This is a genomic window from Vibrio penaeicida, from assembly GCF_019977755.1.
GTDB classification, from domain to species: Bacteria; Pseudomonadota; Gammaproteobacteria; order Enterobacterales; family Vibrionaceae; genus Vibrio; species Vibrio penaeicida.
Genome location: NZ_AP025144.1, coordinates 3,296,375 through 3,319,413, shown reverse-complemented (window position 1 = coordinate 3,319,413; position 23,039 = coordinate 3,296,375). Strand labels below are relative to the sequence as shown.

The 23,039-nt window shown below is 43.0% G+C and carries 18 protein-coding genes and 1 pseudogene; 9 read left to right on the top strand and 10 right to left on the bottom strand.

The annotated features are described in order from the left end of the window. Positions 1–3: 3 nt before the first annotated feature. The 3 genes from trhP to rdgC all read right to left on the bottom strand — a co-directional run bounded on the left by trhP (position 4) and on the right by rdgC (position 3,540). A complete protein-coding gene (trhP, locus tag LDO37_RS14950) occupies positions 4–1,389 on the bottom strand; it encodes a prephenate-dependent tRNA uridine(34) hydroxylase TrhP (RefSeq protein WP_126609861.1) in 1,386 nt (461 codons plus the stop codon). Positions 1,390–1,558: 169 nt separating this feature from the next. Then, entirely contained in the window at positions 1,559–2,482 is a 924-nt protein-coding gene (locus LDO37_RS14945) for a hypothetical protein (protein WP_126609860.1), read from the bottom strand. Between the two features lie 146 nt (positions 2,483–2,628). Next, a complete protein-coding gene (rdgC, locus tag LDO37_RS14940; RefSeq protein ID WP_224055252.1) occupies positions 2,629–3,540 on the bottom strand; it encodes a recombination-associated protein RdgC in 912 nt (303 codons plus the stop codon). A 182-nt stretch (positions 3,541–3,722) separates the two neighbouring features. Here rdgC and phoB point away from each other — a divergent pair, with 182 nt between their 5' ends. Genes phoB through LDO37_RS14925 form a run of 3 tightly spaced genes read left to right on the top strand, consistent with a single transcriptional unit; the run spans position 3,723 to position 6,682 of the window. Beyond that, positions 3,723–4,412, top strand: coding sequence for a phosphate regulon transcriptional regulator PhoB (gene phoB, locus LDO37_RS14935; RefSeq protein ID WP_101110881.1), 690 nt, complete (start codon positions 3,723–3,725; stop codon positions 4,410–4,412). An 18-nt stretch (positions 4,413–4,430) separates the two neighbouring features. Further along, the gene (gene phoR / locus LDO37_RS14930) at positions 4,431–5,738 is read left to right on the top strand and encodes a phosphate regulon sensor histidine kinase PhoR (RefSeq protein ID WP_126610100.1); all 1,308 of its coding nucleotides are present in this window, start codon (positions 4,431–4,433) and stop codon (positions 5,736–5,738) included. After that, on the top strand, positions 5,735–6,682 hold the full coding sequence (locus LDO37_RS14925; protein WP_126610099.1) for a PstS family phosphate ABC transporter substrate-binding protein: 948 nt from the start codon (positions 5,735–5,737) through the stop codon (positions 6,680–6,682). The genes phoR and LDO37_RS14925 overlap by 4 nt, the downstream gene beginning before the upstream one ends. A gap of 76 nt (positions 6,683–6,758) precedes the next feature. Here the strand turns inward: LDO37_RS14925 and ppx are convergent, their stop codons facing one another. Further along, positions 6,759–8,255: an exopolyphosphatase gene (gene ppx, locus LDO37_RS14920; RefSeq protein WP_126610098.1), complete on the bottom strand. Its 1,497-nt coding sequence runs from the start codon at positions 8,253–8,255 to the stop codon at positions 6,759–6,761. Continuing rightward, the gene (gene ppk1 / locus LDO37_RS14915; RefSeq protein WP_126610097.1) at positions 8,242–10,341 is read right to left on the bottom strand and encodes a polyphosphate kinase 1; all 2,100 of its coding nucleotides are present in this window, start codon (positions 10,339–10,341) and stop codon (positions 8,242–8,244) included. The genes ppx and ppk1 overlap by 14 nt, the downstream gene beginning before the upstream one ends. 195 nt (positions 10,342–10,536) lie before the next feature. Here ppk1 and LDO37_RS14910 point away from each other — a divergent pair, with 195 nt between their 5' ends. The 5 genes and pseudogenes from LDO37_RS14910 to LDO37_RS14890 all read left to right on the top strand — a co-directional run bounded on the left by LDO37_RS14910 (position 10,537) and on the right by LDO37_RS14890 (position 17,479). After that, positions 10,537–12,744 (top strand): ABC transporter permease subunit, encoded by a 2,208-nt coding sequence (locus tag LDO37_RS14910; RefSeq protein WP_126610096.1) that lies wholly within the window; start codon positions 10,537–10,539, stop codon positions 12,742–12,744. Between the two features lie 25 nt (positions 12,745–12,769). Further along, positions 12,770–14,416, top strand: a complete 1,647-nt coding sequence (gene pstA, locus LDO37_RS14905) for a phosphate ABC transporter permease PstA (protein ID WP_126610095.1) — start codon at positions 12,770–12,772, stop codon at positions 14,414–14,416. A gap of 2 nt (positions 14,417–14,418) precedes the next feature. Next, entirely contained in the window at positions 14,419–15,240 is an 822-nt protein-coding gene (pstB, locus tag LDO37_RS14900) for a phosphate ABC transporter ATP-binding protein PstB (protein WP_101110852.1), read from the top strand. Positions 15,241–15,303: 63 nt separating this feature from the next. Then, positions 15,304–16,002, top strand: coding sequence for a phosphate signaling complex protein PhoU (gene phoU / locus LDO37_RS14895; protein ID WP_101110851.1), 699 nt, complete (start codon positions 15,304–15,306; stop codon positions 16,000–16,002). 266 nt (positions 16,003–16,268) lie between these two features. Then, positions 16,269–17,479, top strand: a pseudogene (locus LDO37_RS14890) (IS4-like element ISVsa5 family transposase). A gap of 70 nt (positions 17,480–17,549) precedes the next feature. Here the strand turns inward: LDO37_RS14890 and LDO37_RS14885 are convergent. The 4 genes from LDO37_RS14885 to LDO37_RS14870 all read right to left on the bottom strand — a co-directional run bounded on the left by LDO37_RS14885 (position 17,550) and on the right by LDO37_RS14870 (position 20,890). After that, positions 17,550–18,164 carry a YadA C-terminal domain-containing protein gene (locus LDO37_RS14885; RefSeq protein WP_126610094.1) on the bottom strand — a complete coding sequence of 205 codons (615 nt, stop codon included), beginning with the start codon at positions 18,162–18,164 and terminating at the stop codon, positions 17,550–17,552. A gap of 173 nt (positions 18,165–18,337) precedes the next feature. Then, entirely contained in the window at positions 18,338–19,255 is a 918-nt protein-coding gene (locus LDO37_RS14880; RefSeq protein ID WP_126610093.1) for a LysR family transcriptional regulator, read from the bottom strand. 72 nt (positions 19,256–19,327) lie between these two features. Then, entirely contained in the window at positions 19,328–20,065 is a 738-nt protein-coding gene (locus LDO37_RS14875; RefSeq protein WP_126610092.1) for a copper homeostasis protein CutC, read from the bottom strand. 216 nt (positions 20,066–20,281) lie between these two features. Beyond that, complete coding sequence (locus tag LDO37_RS14870; RefSeq protein WP_101110847.1) at positions 20,282–20,890, bottom strand: peroxiredoxin C; 609 nt, start codon at positions 20,888–20,890, stop codon at positions 20,282–20,284. 186 nt (positions 20,891–21,076) lie between these two features. On the opposite strand from LDO37_RS14870, the gene LDO37_RS14865 reads away from it, so the two are divergent. After that, positions 21,077–21,982, top strand: a complete 906-nt coding sequence (locus LDO37_RS14865; RefSeq protein WP_126610091.1) for a hydrogen peroxide-inducible genes activator — start codon at positions 21,077–21,079, stop codon at positions 21,980–21,982. Positions 21,983–22,047: 65 nt separating this feature from the next. On the opposite strand, the gene LDO37_RS14860 is transcribed toward LDO37_RS14865, so the two are convergent. Continuing rightward, complete coding sequence (locus tag LDO37_RS14860) at positions 22,048–23,037, bottom strand: BtrH N-terminal domain-containing protein (protein ID WP_126610090.1); 990 nt, start codon at positions 23,035–23,037, stop codon at positions 22,048–22,050. Positions 23,038–23,039 lie beyond the last annotated feature (2 nt).

Sequence of the window (23,039 nt, the reverse complement as noted above, 5' to 3'; positions counted from 1 at the left end):
TTCTTACTTACCCGTAGCGTTACGTGTATCCTGCCCTGGGTTGAGGTTACGCATAAGTAGACCATAACTAAGATCCATATCTTCAGGCACTGGGATAAATACAAAGTGACCGTTGCCTTTTGCATCGTCTACTGGCTGAGATTTTCTATTCTCCATCGCTTCAAGCGTAAATATCACATTGCCATTTGGCGTCATAAGTTCAAGGCTATCACCTAAAAGAAACTTATTTTTCACCTCAACTTCAGCAAGATCTCCACGTCTCTTACCCGTAAATTCACCGACAAACTGCTGCGAATCGGATATAGAATAGCCATAATCGTAGTTTTGGTAAGCGTCATGAGTATGACGGCGAAGGAACCCTTCGGTGTAACCTCTGTGCGCGAGGCTCTCTAATGTCCCCATCAAAGACTCATCGAATGGCTTGCCTGCAACGGCATCATCGATGGCTTTACGATACACCTGCGCTGTACGAGCGCAGTAGTAAAATGATTTGGTACGCCCTTCAATTTTAAGAGAGTGAACCCCCATTTTCGTGAGGCGTTCAACGTGCTGAATGGCCCGAAGATCTTTCGAGTTCATGATGTAAGTACCGTGCTCATCTTCAAACGCAGCCATTTTTTCTTCTGGACGGTGGCTCTCAGATAGTAAAACAACTTCATCGGTCGGTTTACCAAGTCCAAGCGTGTTGTCTGGTCGCTCGTCTTTGACTTCGATGGATTGAGCTTCAGCAGGGTCGAATTTCTCTACAATCTGACCTGATTCGTCTTCTTTGCCTTTTTCTACATTGTATTCCCAGCGGCATGCGTTTGTGCACGTACCTTGGTTTGGGTCGCGTTTATTCATGTACCCAGAGAGAAGGCAGCGACCAGAATATGCCATACATAAGGCACCATGTACGAATACTTCTAATTCTGTTTCCGGGCAATGTTCACGAATCTCTTCAATCTCTTCTAACGACAACTCACGGGATACGATCACGCGTTCAATGCCGTTGGCAGCCCAAAACTTCACTGTCGCCCAGTTAACAGCATTAGCCTGAACAGATAGGTGGATTGGCATATCTGGGAACGCTTCACGAACCATCATGATAAGACCTGGATCAGACATAATCAGCGCATCTGGACCCATTTCTACAACAGGTTTGAGATCGCGGATAAAGGTTTTTAGCTTTGAGTTATGCGGTTGAATATTACAAACCACGTAAAGCTTTTTACCTTGAGCATGAGCTTCATCGATGCCTATTTTTAGGTTTTCATGATTGAATTCGTTATTGCGAACGCGAAGGCTATAGCGAGGTTGACCTGCGTAGACCGCATCGGCGCCATAGGCAAATGCGTAGCGCATATTTTTAAGGCTTCCCGCCGGCGACAGTAATTCTGGTTTGAACATTGCTTCTTCTCTATTTCTGATTTCAAGTCAGACCGATGCCACCCAGTGGCATCGGAGGGCGCAAATTTTACGCTTTCTGGAAGCTTCTTACCAGTAAATTTGTAAGGGTTATTATGAACAGCATCGGTTTAGAGCGCTTTCTATCTCTACCACTTATTCTTAACAACAATTAGAAATGACACGGAGAATGGTTAGTACTTTTTAAGTTACCTTGTTTAGTTACATAAAGGCTAAAAGAACCAATTGGTGGCAAAGATTGAAAACATTTCCCATCCTCTAACTCTAGCTCAACACGAGTATTTTCTTTATCACCAACGAAAAATTTAATGGTAGAGTACTTATTAGTCAGACTGGAAAGGATATATTGCTTGTTACTTATTATCTTACCATCCGAGCTGTTTTCTATTTTACTCAATGTTCCATTGGTGTAAGAAAAGCTACGTTTTCTGTTTGAACCTTGGCTATTTAAACGCGGGGTATAGTTGATGGAGGACACCCTAGAGTTATTGTCCCATTCTACTGTCTGTTCACCGAAATCATTTGTAAGCAACGCTAGGCGCCCATCATTCCGATATTGTCTGAACTCTTCAGAATCAACTTGGTTTGTGTTGGATTTGAAACTTCTTACCTCTTTTAGCTGGTTATCTTCGTATTGGAATAAAAAATATTTATCTGAGTCACTGTTAGTATAATAGAGATCTACTCGTACTAACTGTCCATTTTCATATTGATACTTCTCGATATATTCAGATTTATCTTCATATAGCTTCTCTACCTCGATAATGCGATTAGTAGAGTCATACTCATATCTCATAGTCATAGAGGCATGGCCATTCAGAGAGCTTATTTGGTTTGACTTGCTTTGAGGATTTTTGAATCCATACTCTTTGATTATGTAGCCATCATCATTGTATGTTGAGGTGTAGCTAACGTCGTAAATCTCATCATCGTCAAAGTAAAGAATTTCTTTTGATATTCGATATGAAGTTTTAGCTGGTTCTTGGAGCGTACTTACAGGTGTATCAGAACCAGCATTACAGCCCAGTAGAAGGATGGATGTAATGAAAGGGAATAGTGAACAGTTAAGTTTCATGATGCGATATTGAATATAAAATAGATGATTGACTGTAAACTCTTAGTGTCTCTAAATCCCTAAAATATTAAATATTTATGATATCAATCATAATATCGGGCGTCTAAATTTAAGAAGGTACTTGCTAGTACCTTCTTATTAGAAAATCACTCGCTATGCGGCAATCCACCCAGCGCTTCGAATAGCGAAGGGAGAAAGGCGCTGAATTCGCCGCACATCAGGGAGAAATCGGCATCAAATCTTGCGGCTTGATCATCTCGAGGAATGTCTTCATTTTGATCTTTTAGCTCATCACTGAACTTTAAGCGCTTAATGCTACTGTCTTCTGCGAGAACAAATTCAATTCGGTCTTCCCAGTTTAGCGCGAGTTTGGTAACAAGTTTGTCTGCTTCAATGTGGGATAAGATCTCATCAGCAGAAAGCTCCTGTTTTTTGCAGCGGATAACACCGCCATCTTCTAAAACAGATTTCAATTCAGCCTCATCCAAAATAGTAAAGCCTGATGCCGCATTGGATGATTTCACCCAATCAGTCATTGTCGATTCAACCGCTTGTTCTGGAATGGCTGGAACAACAGGTAGGCTACCCATGGTTTTACGCAAAAGCGCCAATACGTCTTCTGCTTTTTTGTAGCTGCTGGCATCAACCAGAATGAAGCCTTCTTTCGGCAAGATAAGGACATAGGTAACATTGCTTTTACTGAAAGCACGCGGTAGTAAATCAATAATGATGTCTTCTTTTAGCGTGTCTTTTTCTTTTTTCTTCAGTGGGCGACCTTCTTCTGATTCCATCGCCTCTACTTTTGCGTTTAGAGATTCTTTAATCACGGACGCAGGAAGCATTTTTTCTTCTTTCTTGGCGCAGATAAGAATTTGGTTATCAGAAACATGAGTCATCATGTCTCCATGTCTACCCATTGCAGTCGTCCAGCCAAACTTTTGTTTATCTTGGCTACCACAAGGCGTGAAACGGAATTCTTGCAGCTGTTCTTCCAGTTTGTCGGCGTTAAATTCGATACCACGATTGAAGCGATATACTAGGCAGTTTTTAAACCACATATCTGATCTCATCTCTTTCTATTTAGGGAACTGATGATAGGGGATTTTTTCTCAGTTGTCTTATTAGACCGAGGAAAAATCATAATGAAAGTTATATGAAAATTTGTTTTCAAGGGTCACAAAAGTGTCATAATTAATCATGATAATGCATGACGTTGATTAAATTTAAAGGTAATTCAATTATGTCTAGAAGGATTCTGGTGGTTGAAGATGAAGCGCCGATCAGAGAGATGCTGTGTTTTGTGCTTGAACAAAAAGGTTACCAAGCTGTTGAAGCGGAAGATTACGATACTGCCATCAGCAAATTATGTGAACCATACCCAGACCTGATTTTGTTGGATTGGATGCTACCAGGTGGCTCTGGCATTAATTTTATTAAGCATTTAAAGCGCGAAGAACTGACAAAAAATATTCCTGTCGTCATGCTGACAGCACGCGGTGAGGAAGAGGACAAAGTTCGTGGGCTTGAGGTGGGAGCGGATGATTACATCACCAAACCATTCTCACCTAAAGAACTGATAGCTCGACTCAAAGCTGTTATTCGTCGTGTGACACCTACCGCATTAGAAGACATCATTGACGTTCAAGGGTTAAAACTCGACCCTGTATCTCACCGAGTGACGGCCAATGAAGAAGCTCTGGATATGGGGCCGACTGAATTTAAAATGCTGCATTTCTTCATGACTCACCAAGAGCGTGTATATAGCCGTGAGCAATTGCTTAACAATGTTTGGGGTACCAACGTTTATGTCGAAGATCGTACAGTAGATGTACATATTCGACGCCTTCGAAAAGCACTTGAAGGTGCTGGTCATGATAAGCTGGTTCAAACTGTGCGTGGCGCAGGCTACCGCTTCTCTACACGAGCTTAAGAACAAAGCGGAGAGCGAATGGTAGAAAGGTTAACTTGGAAAAAGCTAGTTTGGTCGCTGGCTTTTTTTTACCTACCCTGGGTTGTAGTAGGTTGGATATTTGGACACATGCCGTGGTTGCTTCTTGCCGCTACGGCTATTCAGCTTGGGTGGCAGTTACATAACCAAGTTCGCCTATCTACATGGCTTTGGGACGACAAGCGCTTAACCCCTCCTGCTGGAACTGGAATGTGGGAATCTCTATTTAATGGGATTTACCGCATTCAGCAAAGACAAAGAAAGAAGCGTAAAGAGCTGACGAACCTTATTCGTCGTTTTCGCAATGGTGCAGAATCCCTTCCTGATGCAGTAGTGGTATTTCGAGGGGAAGGCAATATCGTATGGTGCAACAAGCTTGCTCAGCACCTATTGGGGTTTCGATGGCCAGACGATTCAGGTCAGCCTATTTCCAATCTCATTCGCACTCCCGATTTTATCAAGTACCTAAATAAGCAGGACTTTTCTGAGCCTTTGGAAATGCGTTCACCTTTAAACGTGGAACGTATTCTTGAACTTCGTATCGTGCCTTATACCGAAGGTGAACACTTAATGGTTGTGCGCGATGTATCTCAGGTGAAACAGTTGGAAGGTATGCGACGCAATTTCTTTGCAAATGTCTCTCATGAATTACGCACCCCGATGACAGTACTTCAAGGCTATTTAGAGATGACTCAAGACCCTGAAATGCTAGTTGGTCCCATGTGGGGCAAAGCTCATGGGGTGATGACGGAGCAGCTTAACCGCATGAACAGTTTGGTAAACCAACTTCTCACGCTCTCTAAAATTGAAGCAGCACCAATGCATGAATTGGATGAAGTGGTCAATGTCCCCGCAATGCTGGAGGTACTAGAAAAAGAGGCATCCACATTGAGTGGCGATAACCAACATGTACTGAAATTTAATGTGGATCCAAAACTGAGAGTCTTGGGGGACGAAGATCAGCTTCGCAGCGCCATTTCCAACTTGGTTTACAATGCGGTGAAGTACACGCCTCCAGGCGCAGAAGTTGCTGTCCAATGGCGAGATACCCCAGATGGACCTGAGTTAAAGGTTTCAGATACAGGGGATGGTATTGAGCCTCAACACATTCATCGCCTGACAGAACGTTTTTATCGAATCGATAAGGATCGTTCGAGAGAGACAGGAGGAAGTGGACTAGGATTGGCTATTGTGAAGCATGCACTTAGTCACCATGATTCATATCTCGATATTCAAAGTGAAGTTGGAAAAGGGAGCTGTTTCTCTTTTGTGCTTCCTAAGAAATTGTCGGTAGAGTCACTCCGATGAGAAGTTTTGTCCTTCTATTCACTACATTATTTTTACCTCAGATTATCCATGCTGAAGAGGCTTTGGATCCCTACCAAAAAGTGAATGGGATATCAGGAAACTTATCGTCTGTTGGCTCTGATACGTTAGCAAGCATGATGACTTCTTGGGTAGAAGAGTTTAACGATATTTATCCCAATATAAATGTCCAAGTCCAAGCATCAGGCTCATCGACGGCAACCCCTGCTTTAGTAGAAGAAACCGCTCAATTTGGACCAATGAGCCGACCAATGCGCGCTCGAGAGGTTGAAGCATTTGAGCGTCAACACGGTTACAAGCCGACAGCTTTAAGAGTGGCTATAGACGCCATTGGAATTTTTGTGCACCGTGATAACGCAATACAGGGGCTTAACTTTACCCAGATCGACAGCATTTTCTCGTCAACATTGCGTTGTGGAGCAAAAGAACCCATTCAAAACTGGCAACAATTGGGGATCAAGCAAGAGTGGGCGAAAAGACGTTTGCAGTTGTTTGGTCGTAACTCAGTGTCGGGTACGTACGGCTACTTCAAGAAAAATGCACTGTGTGGTGGGGATTTCAAGCGAAATGTAAACGAGCAGCCAGGAAGCGCTTCTGTCGTCCAATCCGTTGCTTCATCCATTAATTCTATTGGTTATTCTGGGGTTGGCTATTTGGTATCGGGTGTGCGACTTTTGCCTATTGCTAATCAAGGTGATGATTTTATAGAGGCTAGTCGAGATAATATTCTTTCTGGTGATTACCCGCTTTCACGCTTCCTATACGTTTATGTAAATAAACATCCCACAAATCCTTTAGGTGATCTAGAAGCTGAATTTGTTCGGTACATATTTTCTGAGCAGGGGCAGGCTCTTGTATCTAAGGATGGCTACGTGCCAATTTCATATGAAATGGCGCAAGCAGAGCTTGAAAAAGTCGGGCTTTAACGCGTTTAACTTGTAGCGAGTTAGACTTTTAGTATGCTAGGTTTTAGCGTATATAAGCCTGAACAGGACGATGTTTTTAGTATTCCAAAACCCAGTCAGCAGTCTTCCAGATTTCCCTTTCAAGGGCTAAATCGGCTTCCAGAAGCTTGTTGTCTTCTAGCCAGTTTTCATCGGCACACTTCAAGCGCCACGTATGTTCTTCTAGCTCGATTTGAATGTTAGGTGTCGGTGAGTCATTCCGTTGCCCGTTAATCAACACCGCAAGGCGCATAATACGGATTAAAGGAAGGATATGCTTTGTTTTAAATAAGGCAAACTCGGGGAGATCGTGCAGCTTTAGAGCTTTGCGTTGAAAGCGAGCCAGTGTAGCGAGTACAAGTTGCTGCTCCTGATTAAACCCTGGCATATTCGTATTTCTTAGGATGTACTCGGAATGGCGATGAAAGCCCTGGTAGCTGATACTCAGTCCAACTTCATGCAATAAAGCACTCCATCCAAGCAAATCAAACAATTCACTGGATTTTTTGATGCCTATTTGGGGGGCTAATTGTTTAAGAAAACCATTGGCTTGTTTACGAACCTTATCGGCATGTTCTAAATCGACTAAATGCTTTCTCGCGAGGTTTTCCGTTGTCCGCATGCGAATGTCACTTCGTTCAAATCGCTCTTCCATTTCGTAGAGCAAACCTTCACGTAACGCACCCGGAGAAAAATGCAGTTTCTCAATCGAGAGGGCTTTGAATATGCCTTCTAGGATCACCACACCCGCAGCAAATACGGGTTGCCTTTCTTCTGCGAGCCCCGGTAAAGAAATATCATCAATAGAGTCAAACTGCAGCAGTTCATCAATCAAATGTTGAAGCCTTTTAAGGGTGATGATGCCGTCTTCGTACCCCATATTGATGAGGACTTCGCGTACCGCTTTTGTGGTTCCTGATGAACCTATGGCAACATCCCAGCCATGCTTTATGTACTTATTAGCAAGGGACTCTAAACGTTGCTCAACAGCAATTTCAGCATTAGTGAAGTTTTTACGGTTGAGTTTACCGTTCGTAAAATACTTCTCGGTAAAACTGACGCAACCCATGCGCTTACTATTGATCATAGTGGGTTCAAAACCAGTACCAATGATCATTTCCGTACTGCCTCCACCAATATCGATCACCAACTTAGTTTCGGATTCTGGTTGAGTGTGAGCGACACCGGTGTAGATTAATCGACCTTCTTCAAGACCGGATATGATTTCTATGGGAAAAGGTAAAATACTGGCGGCTCGTTGAATAAAGATATGAGCATTATTGGCTTGCCTGAGCGTATGGGTTGCAGCAATACGTACGTTTTCAGGAGCAAAGCCCTGCAAGCGTTCTGCAAATATCGTTAAGCAATCTAATCCACGCTGTATTGCGGCATTGTCGATATTGTTTAAATCATCCAAGCCAGATGCTAACCGGACTCGCTGTTTATGGCGACTTACGATTTGAAGATCTTGTTCGACGACTTTTGCAACGACCATATGGAAGCTATTTGAGCCCAAGTCGATAGCCGCAATCTCTCTCGATTCAATGTTTGTCATGACTTATTGATGATGCCATTTTTTTCTTTTCCTGTTTTTCAATGTGCTTCAAATAGTCATAAATAGCAATTTGTGAACGAACTTTTCTTTTATTTCCGCGTGGTACATATGTATTACTCATTTCTTTATCAATACGACGAGCCTTTACGGTATCGGTAAAATGTATATTGATGATATCAATGATCCTACGCTTGAGTTTTGGGTCACGTATCGGGACGGCAACTTCAATTCGGTGATCAATATTTCTCGTCATCCAATCAGCAGAAGAAATGTACACGAGAGGATCGCCACTATTTTCAGTAATTAACACGCGGGGGTGCTCTAAGAATCGGTCGACAATACTTATTATTTGAATATTTTCGCTGACACCTTCAATACCGGGGACTAATGCGCACATACCCCGGATCACCATCCGAATTTTCACACCTGCATTATTTGCACTGTACAGCCTGTTGACGAGCCCTTTATCCTCCAAGTTGTTGACTTTTAGGGTTATGCTGGCAGGATTTCCTGTTTTAGCATGTGCAATTTCATTATCGATAAGTTGATACAGCGTTTGTCTTGAATTACGTGGCGAGACGATCAGTTCATTAAACTTCACCGGACGGTATGGGTTTTCTATGTAACCAAATACATTGCGTACTTCATTGGTAATTTCTTTTTTGGATGTGAGCAAAGAAAAGTCAGTGTAAATTCGAGCTGTTTTTTCGTGGAAATTTCCGGTCCCTATGTGAGCATATCGTGTAATATCTTCCCCTTCTCTACGGCTGATCAGTAACAACTTGGAGTGAATTTTTAGCCCCGGAGCACCAAAAATAACCTGCACTCCTGCTTCCGTTAATACACGAGACCATTCGATATTCGCTTCTTCATCAAATCTGGCTTGCAGTTCAATAACTACCGTGACTTGCTTACCATTGTGTACCGCGTCAATCAGAGAGTTGAGCAACCGAGAATTTTTTGCCACTCGATAGATATTGATTTTGATTGCCAGTACTTTTGGATCGAACGAAGCTTGCCTTACAAACTCATTGATATGATCGAAAGTATGGTAAGGGTAGTAGAGCAAAATATCTTGCGCGCGCAGCGCTTCAAATGCATTTGTATATCGGTCGAAATCTGTCGAGCGAATTGGCTGCAACGTTTTGTTCTCTAAGTAATCTCGCCCCACGTTTGGGAAGTCAATAAAATCTTTGAAGTTATGATATCGACCGCCGGGAATGAGGCTGTCGAAGTTGGACATTTGCAGTTTTTGGCATAAAAACGTGAGCATTTGCTCTGGCATATCTCGTTGATAAATAAAACGAACAGGCATGGCGGTTAAGCGTTGACTCAAGCCTTCAGACATTTGTTCCAACAAGCTATGCTCGAGCTCATGGCTTAAATCGTATTCGGCATCGCGTGTCATTTTCATTGCGTAGCATTTTAGTTCTTCGTACTCAAAGAAGCCTCGGAAAATGTCGTCTAAACAAAATCGGATAATGTTATCGAGCAAAATAATGGTTTTGCGTCTCTTTCCTTTTTGTTCTGGCACCATGATAAAGCGGGGCAGATTCTCGGTAGGAATCTCCACCAAGGAGTACAAAGGGGCATCATTGCTAAGCATTTCTACACTTAAGTATGAATATTCGTCTTTAAGGAATTGAAGTACGTCGATCTCATCCGTCATGAGAAGTGGCGTTATATGTGGGAGAACTTCTTTCTGGAAGTATTTTCTAACCCACTTTTCCTGATGCTCATTTAACTGAGTTTCATTGACGAGAAATATTCGGTGTCTCGCCATTTCTAGAATCAGTTCGTTGTAGAGCTCGTCAAAATCTTGGTTGAGCTTTAATGCCTTAGATTGCATCTTACTGAGTAAGCGTTTGGAATTATCATTTCCTCCCCGCTCTTGATTAATGAGAATACGGCGTTTTACATCGGCAAATCTTACTTTGTAGAACTCGTCCAAGTTATTGGAGAATATCCCGAGGAAGCGCACTCGCTCTATGAGGGGGACGGATTTGTCTGCTGCTTCCTGCAGCACTCGCTCATTGAATGAAAGCCAACTAAGTTCCTTTTCTACATACAACTTTTCCGCGCTCATAAATGATTCCAGACTGAGAGGTTTGTTGAGAATTCACTCAATGAAATTAGATTGTTTTTGTGACGTTTTTATTTCAGCATACAATTGCATTAGGCAGGAGTACGCAAATTTCAAGGATTTATCGGAAGTCTGTAATATTTTTGTCATCCAATCGACATATTATGACAGTGACTATAAAAAGGTAGACCATAAGAGATGCTCCACACAGAATTTTCATTAAAAGAACGCGATCGTAAGCGGTTGATAAAAGACCGGTTTATGAGGTACGTAGTGAAAGCTGGTGGCATCAGTGTTTTAGTCGCATTGCTATTGATATTTTTCTATTTATTGCTCATGGTGCTGCCCGTCTTTTCTTCAGCGAACATTGAGCGTGTTTCTAGCGTACCTGCCCAATCTTCTAACACCTCAACGTCTCACTCAAATAAGCCTATTGCAGCCGGCGTAGATGATTACGGTCAGCTAGGCTATTTCCTTATGGAATCAGGGGACCTCGCGTTTATTGACCTCACTGATGGTCGTATTGTGCAGTCTCAATCCATTTCTACAAACGCACTTTCATACTCAGGTATGCCCGCAAGTTTGGGGTGGCATGCATTCGTTTCTGGAAATGAGGGCATTAGTGCCGTAAAACCGAGCTTCTCTGTGCAGTTCAATGACCAAGGTCGAATCATTACGCCGAGAGTGGATACTGCAAGTTATGAGATACCCAATGGCATCGTTAATCAATCACAAGTAGTTTCTCATTTTACGTTTGCTATTGATGATGAAAATGCCACCTTTGCCATATTGAATGAAAGCAATCAGTTATTCAGCTGGCGAGAAAATGATGGAGAACCTTCCCAATCGACCTCTTTCGGAACGGTTGAAAATATCATCGATATTAAGATGACACCGGACGGGCAGCAGCTATTCATATTAACACCGCAAGAAATGGTGGTAATGGCGTGGGGGCAGGGACAAGGCTTCTCCGTTCGAGAAGTTGTGGATGTAACACAAGGCGGGGATAAACGTGCTTTATCCATGTCGCTGCTCGCAGGGGCGCAATCGGTACTCATTCAATATACGGATAATACCGTCGCTCAATGGTTTGATGTATTAAAAGACCGAATCCGAACCCTGACCTATATCCGAGATTTTGAGTTGTCCGGTAATGCGGAACTACTATTGCCAGAATTTTACCGTAAAGGTTTTTATGCCTTTGATAATAAAGGTCAAATAGAAAGCTTTTATACCACTAGCGAAGAAAAAACGTTCTCTGCTCCACTATTGCAAGAAGATGTAAAAATTGCAGCGGTATCAAGTAATGAAGATAGCTTGCTGGTGGTGAGTCACAGCCGTATCGATGTTTATTCGGTTGATAATGAATATCCTGAAATTTCACTTTCCGCACTGTGGCAATCAGTTTGGTACGAAGGTTATCCAGAGCCACAATTTGTCTGGCAATCCACTTCGGGAAGTGATGACTTTGAAGCAAAATTTAGCCTAGTGCCGATTGCTTTTGGGACGTTGAAAGCGGCGTTTTTTGCCATGATTTTCGCTGTGCCTATCGCCGTGCTAGGTGCAGTTTATACTGCTTACTTCATGTCTACCCCTATGCGAAAAGTGGTAAAACCAGCCATTGAGATAATGGAGGCTTTGCCAACGGTTATTATCGGCTTTTTGGCTGGGCTGTGGTTGGCTCCCGTTGTCGAGGCGCATTTGCCTTCAACTTTAGCGCTGGTCATCTTATTGCCCTTATCGACCATTATCATTGGGTGGCTGTGGCACCTACTGCCATCGAAGTGGTTGTCTGAAGTTCCGAATGGATTGCATGGTTTGATTCTTGTACCAGCATTGTTGTTGGTGACGTTTGGCATTATTTCGTTTAGTCATGAAGTTGAGCTCTTTCTGTTTGGTGGCGATGTGCGGGTTTATTTGGCTGATATTGGGATCGACTATGACCAAAGAAACGCGCTTGTTGTTGGCTTAGCGATGGGGTTTGCGGTGATTCCAACGATATTTACTATCTCAGAGGATGCGATTTTCTCCGTGCCTAAACATCTATCTGATGGCTCATTAGCGTTAGGTGCGACTAAGTGGCAAACCTTGATATATGTTGTATTACTCACCGCTAGCCCTGGTATATTTTCGGCTGTGATGATGGGGCTTGGTCGAGCGGTGGGGGAAACCATGATTGTTTTGATGGCGACAGGCAATACACCGATCATGGACTGGAATATTTTTGAAGGAATGCGCAGCTTGTCTGCCACCATTGCGATTGAAATGCCAGAGTCTGACGTGGGTAGCTCCCATTATCGTTTGCTGTTTCTCGCTGCCTTGATTCTGTTTGTATTCACCTTTTTTGTTAACTCCTTGGCTGAGTGGGTAAGGCAGCGCTTGAGAGACAAATATCGCGCACTTTGATGGCGTATGTTAAGTGAGAGTTTTTGTGTCGAATTGGTTTAAATCGGGTGCACCTTGGATATGGTTAACGGCTGGCGCGGTAAGTGTTAGTTTGATATCTGTATTAGCGGTGTTGCTTTTGATTGGTTGGAAAGGGCTCAGTTATTTCTGGCCTGCGCCTCTGTATGAATGGCAGTCTCCAAACGGCAGTAAAGTTGTTGGTCAACTGTATCAACGCAAAACAGTGCCGATTGAACGATTGAACCAGCAACCTATCAATACACCTGATCTAGATATTACGGCAGAGAGTGTCGATAGATTGAGTATCAAAATTGCTAACCGAGATAGAAACCAGCTCGATTTTATCACTGTATTCGATTTTGAATTAAGTGAACCGACAAAACCAAGTTCGTGGGCAGTAATAGAAAGGACCCAACAAGGGGATTTTTATGGCAAGCCAGTTGGTTTTCGAAGCAATGTTGCCACACAAGACGTATCCATTGATGAATTCCTAGAGCAAGGGATTGAAAGCGTAGAACAAGCGCGTGAACACATTGCTTCCATCACGCACTCTCAACTCAAACATTACAATGCCTTGCTTGGGAATATACGTCTAGAGCAGAAAAAGCATGAGTTGAACGGTACTCTGGATGAAGAAAAACTCAATGAGTTAACTAAGCGAAAAGAGAGTGTCGAGAATTACCTGTTTCAAATAGAAAGTCGCTTAACCGAACTAAGGCAACTTCACATCGATGAAGCGCTGATCGTTGAAGATATGAATGGTGAGAGAGTGTTTGTTCCTCTTACCAATATTTTAGATATCTGGTACCCCAACGACATGTCTGTTTCTGAAAAATTTTTGCATTGGTTGAAACAAGTTAAAAAGTTTTTGAGCGATGACCCACGCGAAGGTAATTCAGAAGGCGGCGTGTTCCCAGCTATTTTTGGTACGGTATTCTTAGTGATGGTGATGTCGATTGTCGTGATGCCGCTTGGTGTTATCGCCGCTATCTATTTGAACGAATACGCCAAAAATAATGCGCTAACCAGAACCATTCGAATTGCCGTGATAAACTTAGCGGGAGTACCTTCTATTGTTTACGGAGTCTTCGGGCTCGGCTTTTTTGTCTACAGTATTGGCGGCTCAATTGATAGCCTCTTTTACTCAGATAACTTGCCTTCTCCGACGTTTGGAACGCCAGGTTTATTGTGGTCTGCTTTAACATTGGCTCTGCTTACACTTCCTGTAGTGATCGTTGCGACTGAAGAAGGCTTAGCCCGAATCCCAGGTTCTGTGAGGCAAGGCTCTTTGGCTTTAGGGGCAACTCAATTTGAAACGTTATGGCGCATCGTGTTACCGATGGCCAGCCCAGCCATTATGACCGGGCTGATACTTGCGGTTGCGCGGGCTGCAGGTGAGGTTGCGCCTTTGATGTTGGTTGGGGTAGTTAAGCTTGCGCCTAGTTTGCCAATCGATGGTGATTTTCCGTTTATCCATTTAGATCGAAAATTCATGCATCTCGGATTTCATATTTATGATGTGGGCTTTCAGTCGCCCAATATTGAAGCGGCAAGACCATTGGTTTATGCCACATCATTTTTGCTCGTGACGGTGATTGTTGGGCTTAACCTGACCGCCATTAGTATTCGCAACAACTTACGCGAAAAATATCGCACCTTAGGACAAGACTAACCATGTTTTCAATTAACTCGACTTTTGGTTATGAGAACCTCATAGACGTAAACAATCTGACTCCTGAGCAGATTGCTATTTCGATCGAGTCTCTGAATTTGTTCTATCAAGGCACGCAGCAAGCTTTGCACGACGTTACAATGAATATCCCTAAAGGGCAGGTAACTGCGTTTATAGGACCATCTGGTTGCGGTAAGTCGACATTATTACGCTGTATTAACCGCATGAATGACCTGGTTGAAGGATGTGTGGTTAGTGGCAAAGTGAAATTGCACGGTAAAAATGTGTATCACCCACAAGTTGATGTACCTACGTTACGCCGCCGTGTAGGTATGGTGTTTCAAAGGCCTAATCCGTTTCCAAAATCCATTTATGAAAATGTTGTCTATGGGTTGAGATTACAAGGGATAAGTAATAGTCGAGCGCTGGATGACGCTGCGGAACAAGCGTTAACGGCGGCTGCCTTGTGGGAAGAAGTAAAAGATAGACTGCATGAAAATGCGTTTGGTTTATCCGGAGGACAACAACAAAGATTGGTGATAGCAAGAGCCATTGCCATTGAACCTGAGGTGTTGCTGCTAGATGAGCCTACCTCCGCACTCGACCCTATCTCTACACTTACGATAGAGGAGCTCATTAACGAGCTGAAAACCAAATATACCGTTGTCATTGTGACTCATAACATGCAACAAGCGGCGAGAGTAAGTGATCATACTGCGTTTATCCATCAAGGTAAGTTGGTCGAGTATGGGGATACAGACTCGATTTTCACTTCGCCAAAGAAAAAGCAAACCGAAGATTACATTACAGGTCGCTATGGGTAATTTGTTGGAAGCGTCTCCAATGAATACACTTATTTAATATACGTACAAGGGGTTCTACAGTTTATGCAGTTTGGTCGCCATATCTCTGGTCAGTTTAATGTGGAGCTTGAGTCTATTCGTACCCATGTTTTAACCATGGGGGGGCTTGTAGAACAGCAACTCACGTTTGCCATGCAAGCTTTGCACAAACAAGACATAGAACTCGCAAAGAAAGTGGTCAAAGACGATCATAAGGTCAATTCGATGGAAGTGGCGATTGATGAGGCTTGTACGCGTATTATTGCCAAGCGCCAGCCGACGGCGAAAGATCTTCGGCTGATAATGGCGATCATAAAAACGATCACTGACTTGGAGCGAATTGGAGATGTTGCCACGCGAATTGCACGTGTGGCTATAGAGTCAGAATCGGTAAAAGTACGAACTTGGCAAGTCTCGCTTGAGCCTTTGAGCCGTCAGGCCATCAACATGTTACACCAAGTGTTGGACGCTTTCGCGCGCATGGATGTCGATGCAGCCGCTGAAGTGTACAAACAAGATGACAAGCTGGATGCGGAGTATGAAGCGGTTATCCGTCAGTTAATGACTTATATGATGGAAGATCCGCGCTGTATACCCGCTGTGTTGCAGGTTATGTGGTCAGCAAGGGCGATTGAACGAATAGGCGACCGCTGTCAGAACATTTGTGAGTACATTATCTACTTTGTAAAAGGCAAAGACGTTCGCCATCTTAGTGAGCAGGATATCGACGATATCATCAAGTAATGTCTTACCGAATCGCAATGTTATTAAAAGCAGAGGTACTTGAGTATAAATAAAAAGAACCTCTGGAAGGGCAGAGGCGAGAGCTACCAAAGGTAAATGACTCAAAACATGCAAATTAATCACAGAAAGGTTAATTTGAGAAATTAGAAAGGTTAAGTTCTGATGAATCCCCTAATGATTTTGGTAAAAATCATTAAGTTAAGGTGGATACACATCTTGTCATATGATCAAATGGTTTCGCGAAAAATCAATAATCAGACAACAAGATGTGCGAACTCGATATTTTACACGACTCTCTTTACCAATTCTGCCCCGAATTACACTTAAAACGACTCAACAGCTTAACGTTGGCTTGCCACGCATTACTTGACTGTAAAACTCTCACTCTTACCGAACTTGGCCGTAACCTGCCAACCAAAGCGAGAACAAAACATAACATCAAACGAATCGACCGATTGTTAGGTAATCGTCACCTCCACAAAGAGAGACTCGCTGTATACCGTTGGCATGCTAGCTTTATCTGTTCGGGCAATACGATGCCCATTGTACTTGTTGACTGGTCTGATATTCGTGAGCAAAAACGGCTTATGGTATTGCGAGCTTCAGTCGCACTACACGGTCGTTCTGTTACTCTTTATGAGAAAGCGTTCCCGCTTTCAGAGCAATGTTCAAAGAAAGCTCATGACCAATTTCTAGCCGACCTTGCGAGCATTCTACCGAGTAACACCACACCGCTCATTGTCAGTGATGCTGGCTTTAAAGTGCCATGGTATAAATCCGTTGAGAAGCTGGGTTGGTACTGGTTAAGTCGAGTAAGAGGAAAAGTACAATATGCAGACCTAGGAGCGGAAAACTGGAAACCTATCAGCAACTTACATGATATGTCATCTAGTCACTCAAAGACTTTAGGCTATAAGAGGCTGACTAAAAGCAATCCAATCTCATGCCAAATTCTATTGTATAAATCTCGCTCTAAAGCTACCGAAAAAATCAGCGCTCGACACGGACTCATTGTCACCACCCGTCACCTAAAATCTACTCAGCGTCGGCAAAGGAGCCATGGATTCTAGCAACTAACTTACCTGTTGAAATTCGAACACCCAAACAACTTGTTAATATCTATTCGAAGCGAATGCAGATTGAAGAAACCTTCCGAGACTTGAAAAGTCCTGCCTACGGACTAGGCCTACGCCATAGCCGAACGAGCAGCTCAGAGCGTTTTGATATCATGCTGCTAATCGCCCTGATGCTTCAACTAACATGTTGGCTTGCGGGCGTTCATGCTCAGAAACAAGGTTGGGACAAGCACTTCCAGGCTAACACAGTCAGAAATCGAAACGTACTCTCAACAGTTCGCTTAGGCATGGAAGTTTTGCGGCATTCTGGCTACACAATAACAAGGGAAGACTTACTCGTGGCTGCAACCCTACTAGCTCAAAATTTATTCACACATGGTTACGCTTTGGGGAAATTATGAGGGGATCTCTCAGGGTTAAGTTCTAAAATAAAAGCCTGATCTCCCTTCAAATCAGGCTCCGTTGGACTCGTTATTTAAACTTGAACTGAACGCCAACACCGCCAGCGACTTCAGATGAAGAGTACTTACCAGAAGATTCGTAGTGGAAAGTCCCCGATACGCTTACTCTATCCGATACCCCGTAGGCACCGCCTAAAGCTAACGCTTCTTTGCTTCCCGAGAATCCAACACCAGCACCCATAGCGAATTCACCAGTCGTCACAAATGGACGTGCGTTCGTGACCGCGTGTAATCCAGCTCGGATACCGTGAATTTGTTCAGATTGCTCATCAAATCTTTCATTCATTTCTTGTTCTAATTTATCGAAAGCAATCTCTAAGTCACCCACGCCAGTTGCAGGTACGCCCCAGTCTGGTGTTGAGCCATAATCCGGTGCGTCAATTCCCCAATCTGGAGTATTGTCCATAGGTGGTTGTACAGGGTTAGCTGGAACACCAAAATCTGGGTCGACGTGCCCCCAGTCAGGAGTATCACCAAAATCAGGCTGAATCGGGTTTGTCGGCTCACTTGGCGTTGGTACTCCCCAGTCTGGATTGCCTCCCGGAGCACCAATGTCAGGTTGAGTACTAGCTAAAGCTATCGCAGGAAGAAGTAAAACTGAAAGTGCTAATACCGTCTTTTTCATAATGTAACTCTCTTAAAATTCATGTGAAAAGTAATCAGCATCCTGCTTAATCGGCTTTTTCTTTTGCCGTTGTCTTTCCTATGAGCTGAATATTAAGGAGTTATTTGATTGGGTTCTAAACAGTTCTCGTTATCTTGATTATAAGTAAAGGTTATTATTTGGTTGAATTGTCTCTATCGTAATAAGTTATTTAGCAAGATGTGCAACCAGTTAACTATGGGGTTGTTTCTATTTTTTAGATGGAAGTAACTGTAGAGCGGGTACCCATATTTGTATTCATCTTCGATATCAATCTCTATAGAACGTAAGTAGGGGTAGTCTTCCACTGGAAATGCGGATAAAGATGGGAAAAGCATATCCGTATTACGGACAACGTCTATTACTGTAAATGGAAATTCACTTCTAAAAGCGACCGTGTGTTTCAGCCCTTTTTTATTCAAAATCGATGAAGATTCTGCTTCATTGTCACTAATATCAGGAATGATAAGAGAGGCAATAGGGTAGGTGACGGCTTCTTCTGGTGTGACAAAGTTTGATGTAATGGGGTGTTCTTTTCTGACGAGAATAACTGCTCTCGTATCAACTAGATGCCTTGAGCTAATTGTTTTGGATGTTTTGATGTTATTGTAGTTTACAGCAATCAAAACCTCTCCATTTTCAATCTCTTGGCATGTATTTTTCCCCCAATTCAGAAATTGAATATCGGCATTCGGTGCCTCTTTATGTAACTTTTGATAGAGTTTTCCAGCCAAAGAAAAAAGAACGGGAGATGCCAAAGCAATTTTAACCGTACCTTCAATTTTTTCCGGATCAAATTCATACGACTGGTTTAGCGCATTTGAAAGTGCATCCATATGAGGGGTGATTCGCTTTGCTAATTCTTCAGCAAAATGGGTTGCTCTCATACCATTTCGACTTTTAACAAACAGGTCATCGTCAAAGTGGTTTCTCAATTTCTGAAGCGCTTGGCTTATGGCAGGCTGAGAAACGAATAGGCGTTCAGAAGCTTTACGCATATTCAGTTCTTGAGAAAGAACTAAAAAAGTTCTCAAGAGGTTTAAATCCAGTGTTGCAAACAAATCCTTTGCCATGAGCAGTATAACTTTCCGAAAACGTCTTAAGGGGCAATATTACCAGAGAAGTGAGTTTTCGGAAGTTCAGAGTTATTTCAGTTGCTGAGCGACAGAGCGAATGGTGTCTGTGTTTGTTACTGGAATTGAAAAATCGTCGATATCGGTATTGCCCATTTTTGCTTGTTCAGACACATAAAGCATATGGCTTGAACGAGTTGTTTTACCGGAAAGGTGAACTTCAGTGACCCCTGTTTCTGCCACAATCTGTTTTACGTTTGAAGGTGTTACACCAGCACCGACCATGATATTTAACGAATTCCCAACGTGTTCTTTCATTAGCTTGATCGTGCCGATACCTGATAGTGCATTGCTTGCTTGGCCAGATGTTAATATGCGCTCACATCCCAATTCCTGAATATCCTGAAGCGCTTGAATAACATCGCAGCATTGATCAATGGCTCTGTGAAAAGTTACGCCCATTCGATCTGCGGCAGCAATGAGTTGTTTGCAGATATTTTTATCAATGTATCCATCGGGGGTTAACGCACCGATCACAATGCCATCTAACCCAGCTTCTTTTGCCGCCTCGATGTCTTCAAGCATGGACTCGACATCATTTTCGTTGAAGAGAAAATCCCCCTGTCTTGGTCGGATCATGGCATAGATAGGAATACTGGATAGACGAGAGGCTTGCTTCATTAAGCCTAGGCTGGGAGTTAGCCCACCTAAAGAGAGTGACGAGCATAGCTCTATTCGTGTCGCTCCACCTTCGATGGCATTAAGTAAGGATTCTAGGTTGTCGACACACACTTCAAGTTGATAACTCATTGACTGTTTGGCTTTCCACGTCAGAAATAGTCTATTCAGAATAGACAAGTTAACTATTTCAGTATGTGAGGTAATACTCATGTAAGCAAAAAAGAAAAGCCCGAAGAATCATCTTCGGGCTTTCTAAGGCTAACTACGACTTAATCTTGGCTGCGTGCTATTTGCTATCTAATTCAGCCACACTCACCGTTGAGCTTGATGAGAGTTAAGTGGTTATTACTTGCTTAGGTCGTCAGCGTGCTCAGATAGGAATGCTGCAACACCTTTTGGAGATGCGTCCATACCTGATTTACCTTCTTCCCATTGTGCAGGACAAACTTCACCGTTCTTCTCGTGGAAGTTTAGTGCGTCTACCATGCGTAGCATTTCGTCGATGTTACGACCTAGTGGAAGATCGTTAACTACTTGGTGACGTACAAGACCGTCAGCATCGATTAGGAATGAACCACGGAAAGCAACACCAGCTTCTGGGTGCTCAACGTCGTATGCTTTGCAGATCTCGTGCTTAACGTCAGCAACTAGAGGGTATTTTACTTGACCGATACCGCCATCTTCGATAGCAGTGTTACGCCATGCGTTGTGAGAGAACTGAGAATCGATAGAAACACCGATTACTTCAACGCCTTTCGCTTGGAAATCTTCCAGGCGGTTATCAAAAGCGATTAGCTCAGAAGGACAAACGAATGTGAAGTCTAGAGGGTAGAAGAAAATTACCGCTTTCTTACCTTTAGTGAATTCTGCAAAGTTGAAGTTATCAACGATCTCACCGTTGCCTAGAACTGCTGCAGCAGTAAAGTCAGGGGCTTGACGACCTACTAGTACCATTTTTTGCTCCTAAAATAGAGTTATTGCCAACCATTGTGAATTGGCTTCCTGTTTCAACGAGACAAACTATAGTACATAAAGTAGGATAGAAAAAAGCGAAATTAATAGATTAAGTTAATCGAAAAAAGCGATGAGCTTATTCTGTAATCAAATCACAAAAGTCTCACAAAATTGTAAAAATATCATATGAATAAGTGGCCAAGTTTAAAGCAGCTACATTACCTCATTACTCTATTTGAAACGCGCCATTTCGGCGATGCGGCAGAGAAATGTTTCGTTAGCCAATCAACGCTGAGCAAAGGCATCCAAAATCTAGAAGAATTGATCGGATGCCCTTTGTACGAGAAAAAAGACAAGAAGAGCCCCTTAGTCTTTACCCCAGTCGGAGACAAGGTTGTGCAGCAAGGGCGAGAGCTGTTGGCTAAAGGGCAAGATCTTGTTGAGTTAGGTAGCCTATGCCAAGGGGAGTCCATGCAAGGGCAACTTAGAGTAGGTTGCATCCCGACGATCGCTCCATTTCTACTGAGCGACCTAGTGCAAGAGGTGAATCAGCGTTTTCCAAACCTCAACTTGTTACTAAGAGAAGATACCACCACGAATTTGTTGGCAGCACTTCGCCACGGTGAGTTAGATGTACTGATCCTAGCTTTGCCTGTCGACATTGGCGGTATGGATAGCAAAATTGTTGGGCAGGATCCTTTTAGGATGGTGATTAGCGCGAATCACGCCAGCACGATTCGAGTGCCGATTCGCTACGACGATTTACCCGATGAGTTTGTTTTTCTTTTAGAGAATGAGCACTGCTTAACCGAACACGCTGTTTCTGCTTGTAAGTTAACTAAAAAAGAAAAAATTAACCCATTTACGGCAACTAGCCTTCATACGCTCGTTCAAATGGTGGCAAATGGATTAGGGACGACTTTTATTCCCCAAATGGCGATAGAACATGGGTTGCTGGAAAACCAAAACTTGGTAGTGATTGAACCACCAGGTCAGCATGCATATCGAGATATCGGTTTAGTTTGGCGACCGAGCTCATCACGGCTTGAAAGCTTCCATAAATTAGCCGATTTGGTTTCAGAGCTCTTATGACTGACTGTGCAGCATGGTTTGTTTGCTGCACATATTCTTAAAAGTTACTGGGTATATAGTTTTGTTTATTTTTGGTCAGCCAGTAGACTCATCGCGTTGAATTCTTTTTCTGATAAGCTTGCTAGAAGTGTACAAGCTTCTAGTAAGCGTACTTCATCGAAGTTTTCCCCTGCTTCGTGAATACACTGGGCAACTTGAGTCCAATCTTTCGCTACCCCTTCGAATATCTTCTTTGCTTGATTAAGCTCTGGTGCCCCCAAGCTTGAATAAGCTTCTTCCAAAAAGTCTCGATACATATTGCGGAATAGGGCACCGCCTGTCCCCGCTTTTTCCATAATCATCGCTGTGGTTGTGAATTCATATTCTAGGTTCTTACTCTGTTTGAACCATGATTTTAGTTCTTGGCTGGTTTTGAAAATTCCTTTGTAGCCAAGATTTTTTATGGGTGGGTTTATGTGCTGACGTGCATTGTTTTTGATGGACGTTTTTAAGGCGTGATTCAAATCAAACGGTTTTTTTGGAGGTTGAATGGTGTACATCAAATTTTTGGCGGCCATCGGACCTTTTTCATTTCTAGCCATAGCGAGATTGTTTAGCTTAGATTTGACCAAGCCATGTGAAGGGGAGGTATCAACCAAGTAAGCAAATTCATCGTCATAGCCATACATCGCAGCAAAGTGCCCGGCAAAATGTACCTTCGCACCAAAATATTCTAGATGGTAACAGTCCAGTTGCAAGCCAACGGCGATACCATTGTCTAAGGCTTCTTTTACGTTGCTCCACGCCTTTTTGACTGAACTTGTCTCTTTGAATTCAACCTCTAACGATAAATTTTTTGCGAGGTTACGGGTAATTTCTCCTGGTTTTAGCCGTCCCCCAATAAAGGGGAATCCCATACTTTTCATATTCCAATAAACAAACCCTAGCCCCTCTCCTAAGCCAAAAAGCATGGGTTCAGAAAGTTCTATACCTACTTGTTTGAGTAAACATCCAGTGGTATTTGTTTCGCAGTGTACGCCGTTGAAAGTATCAAAAGGCTGAATTACATGAGTCATAA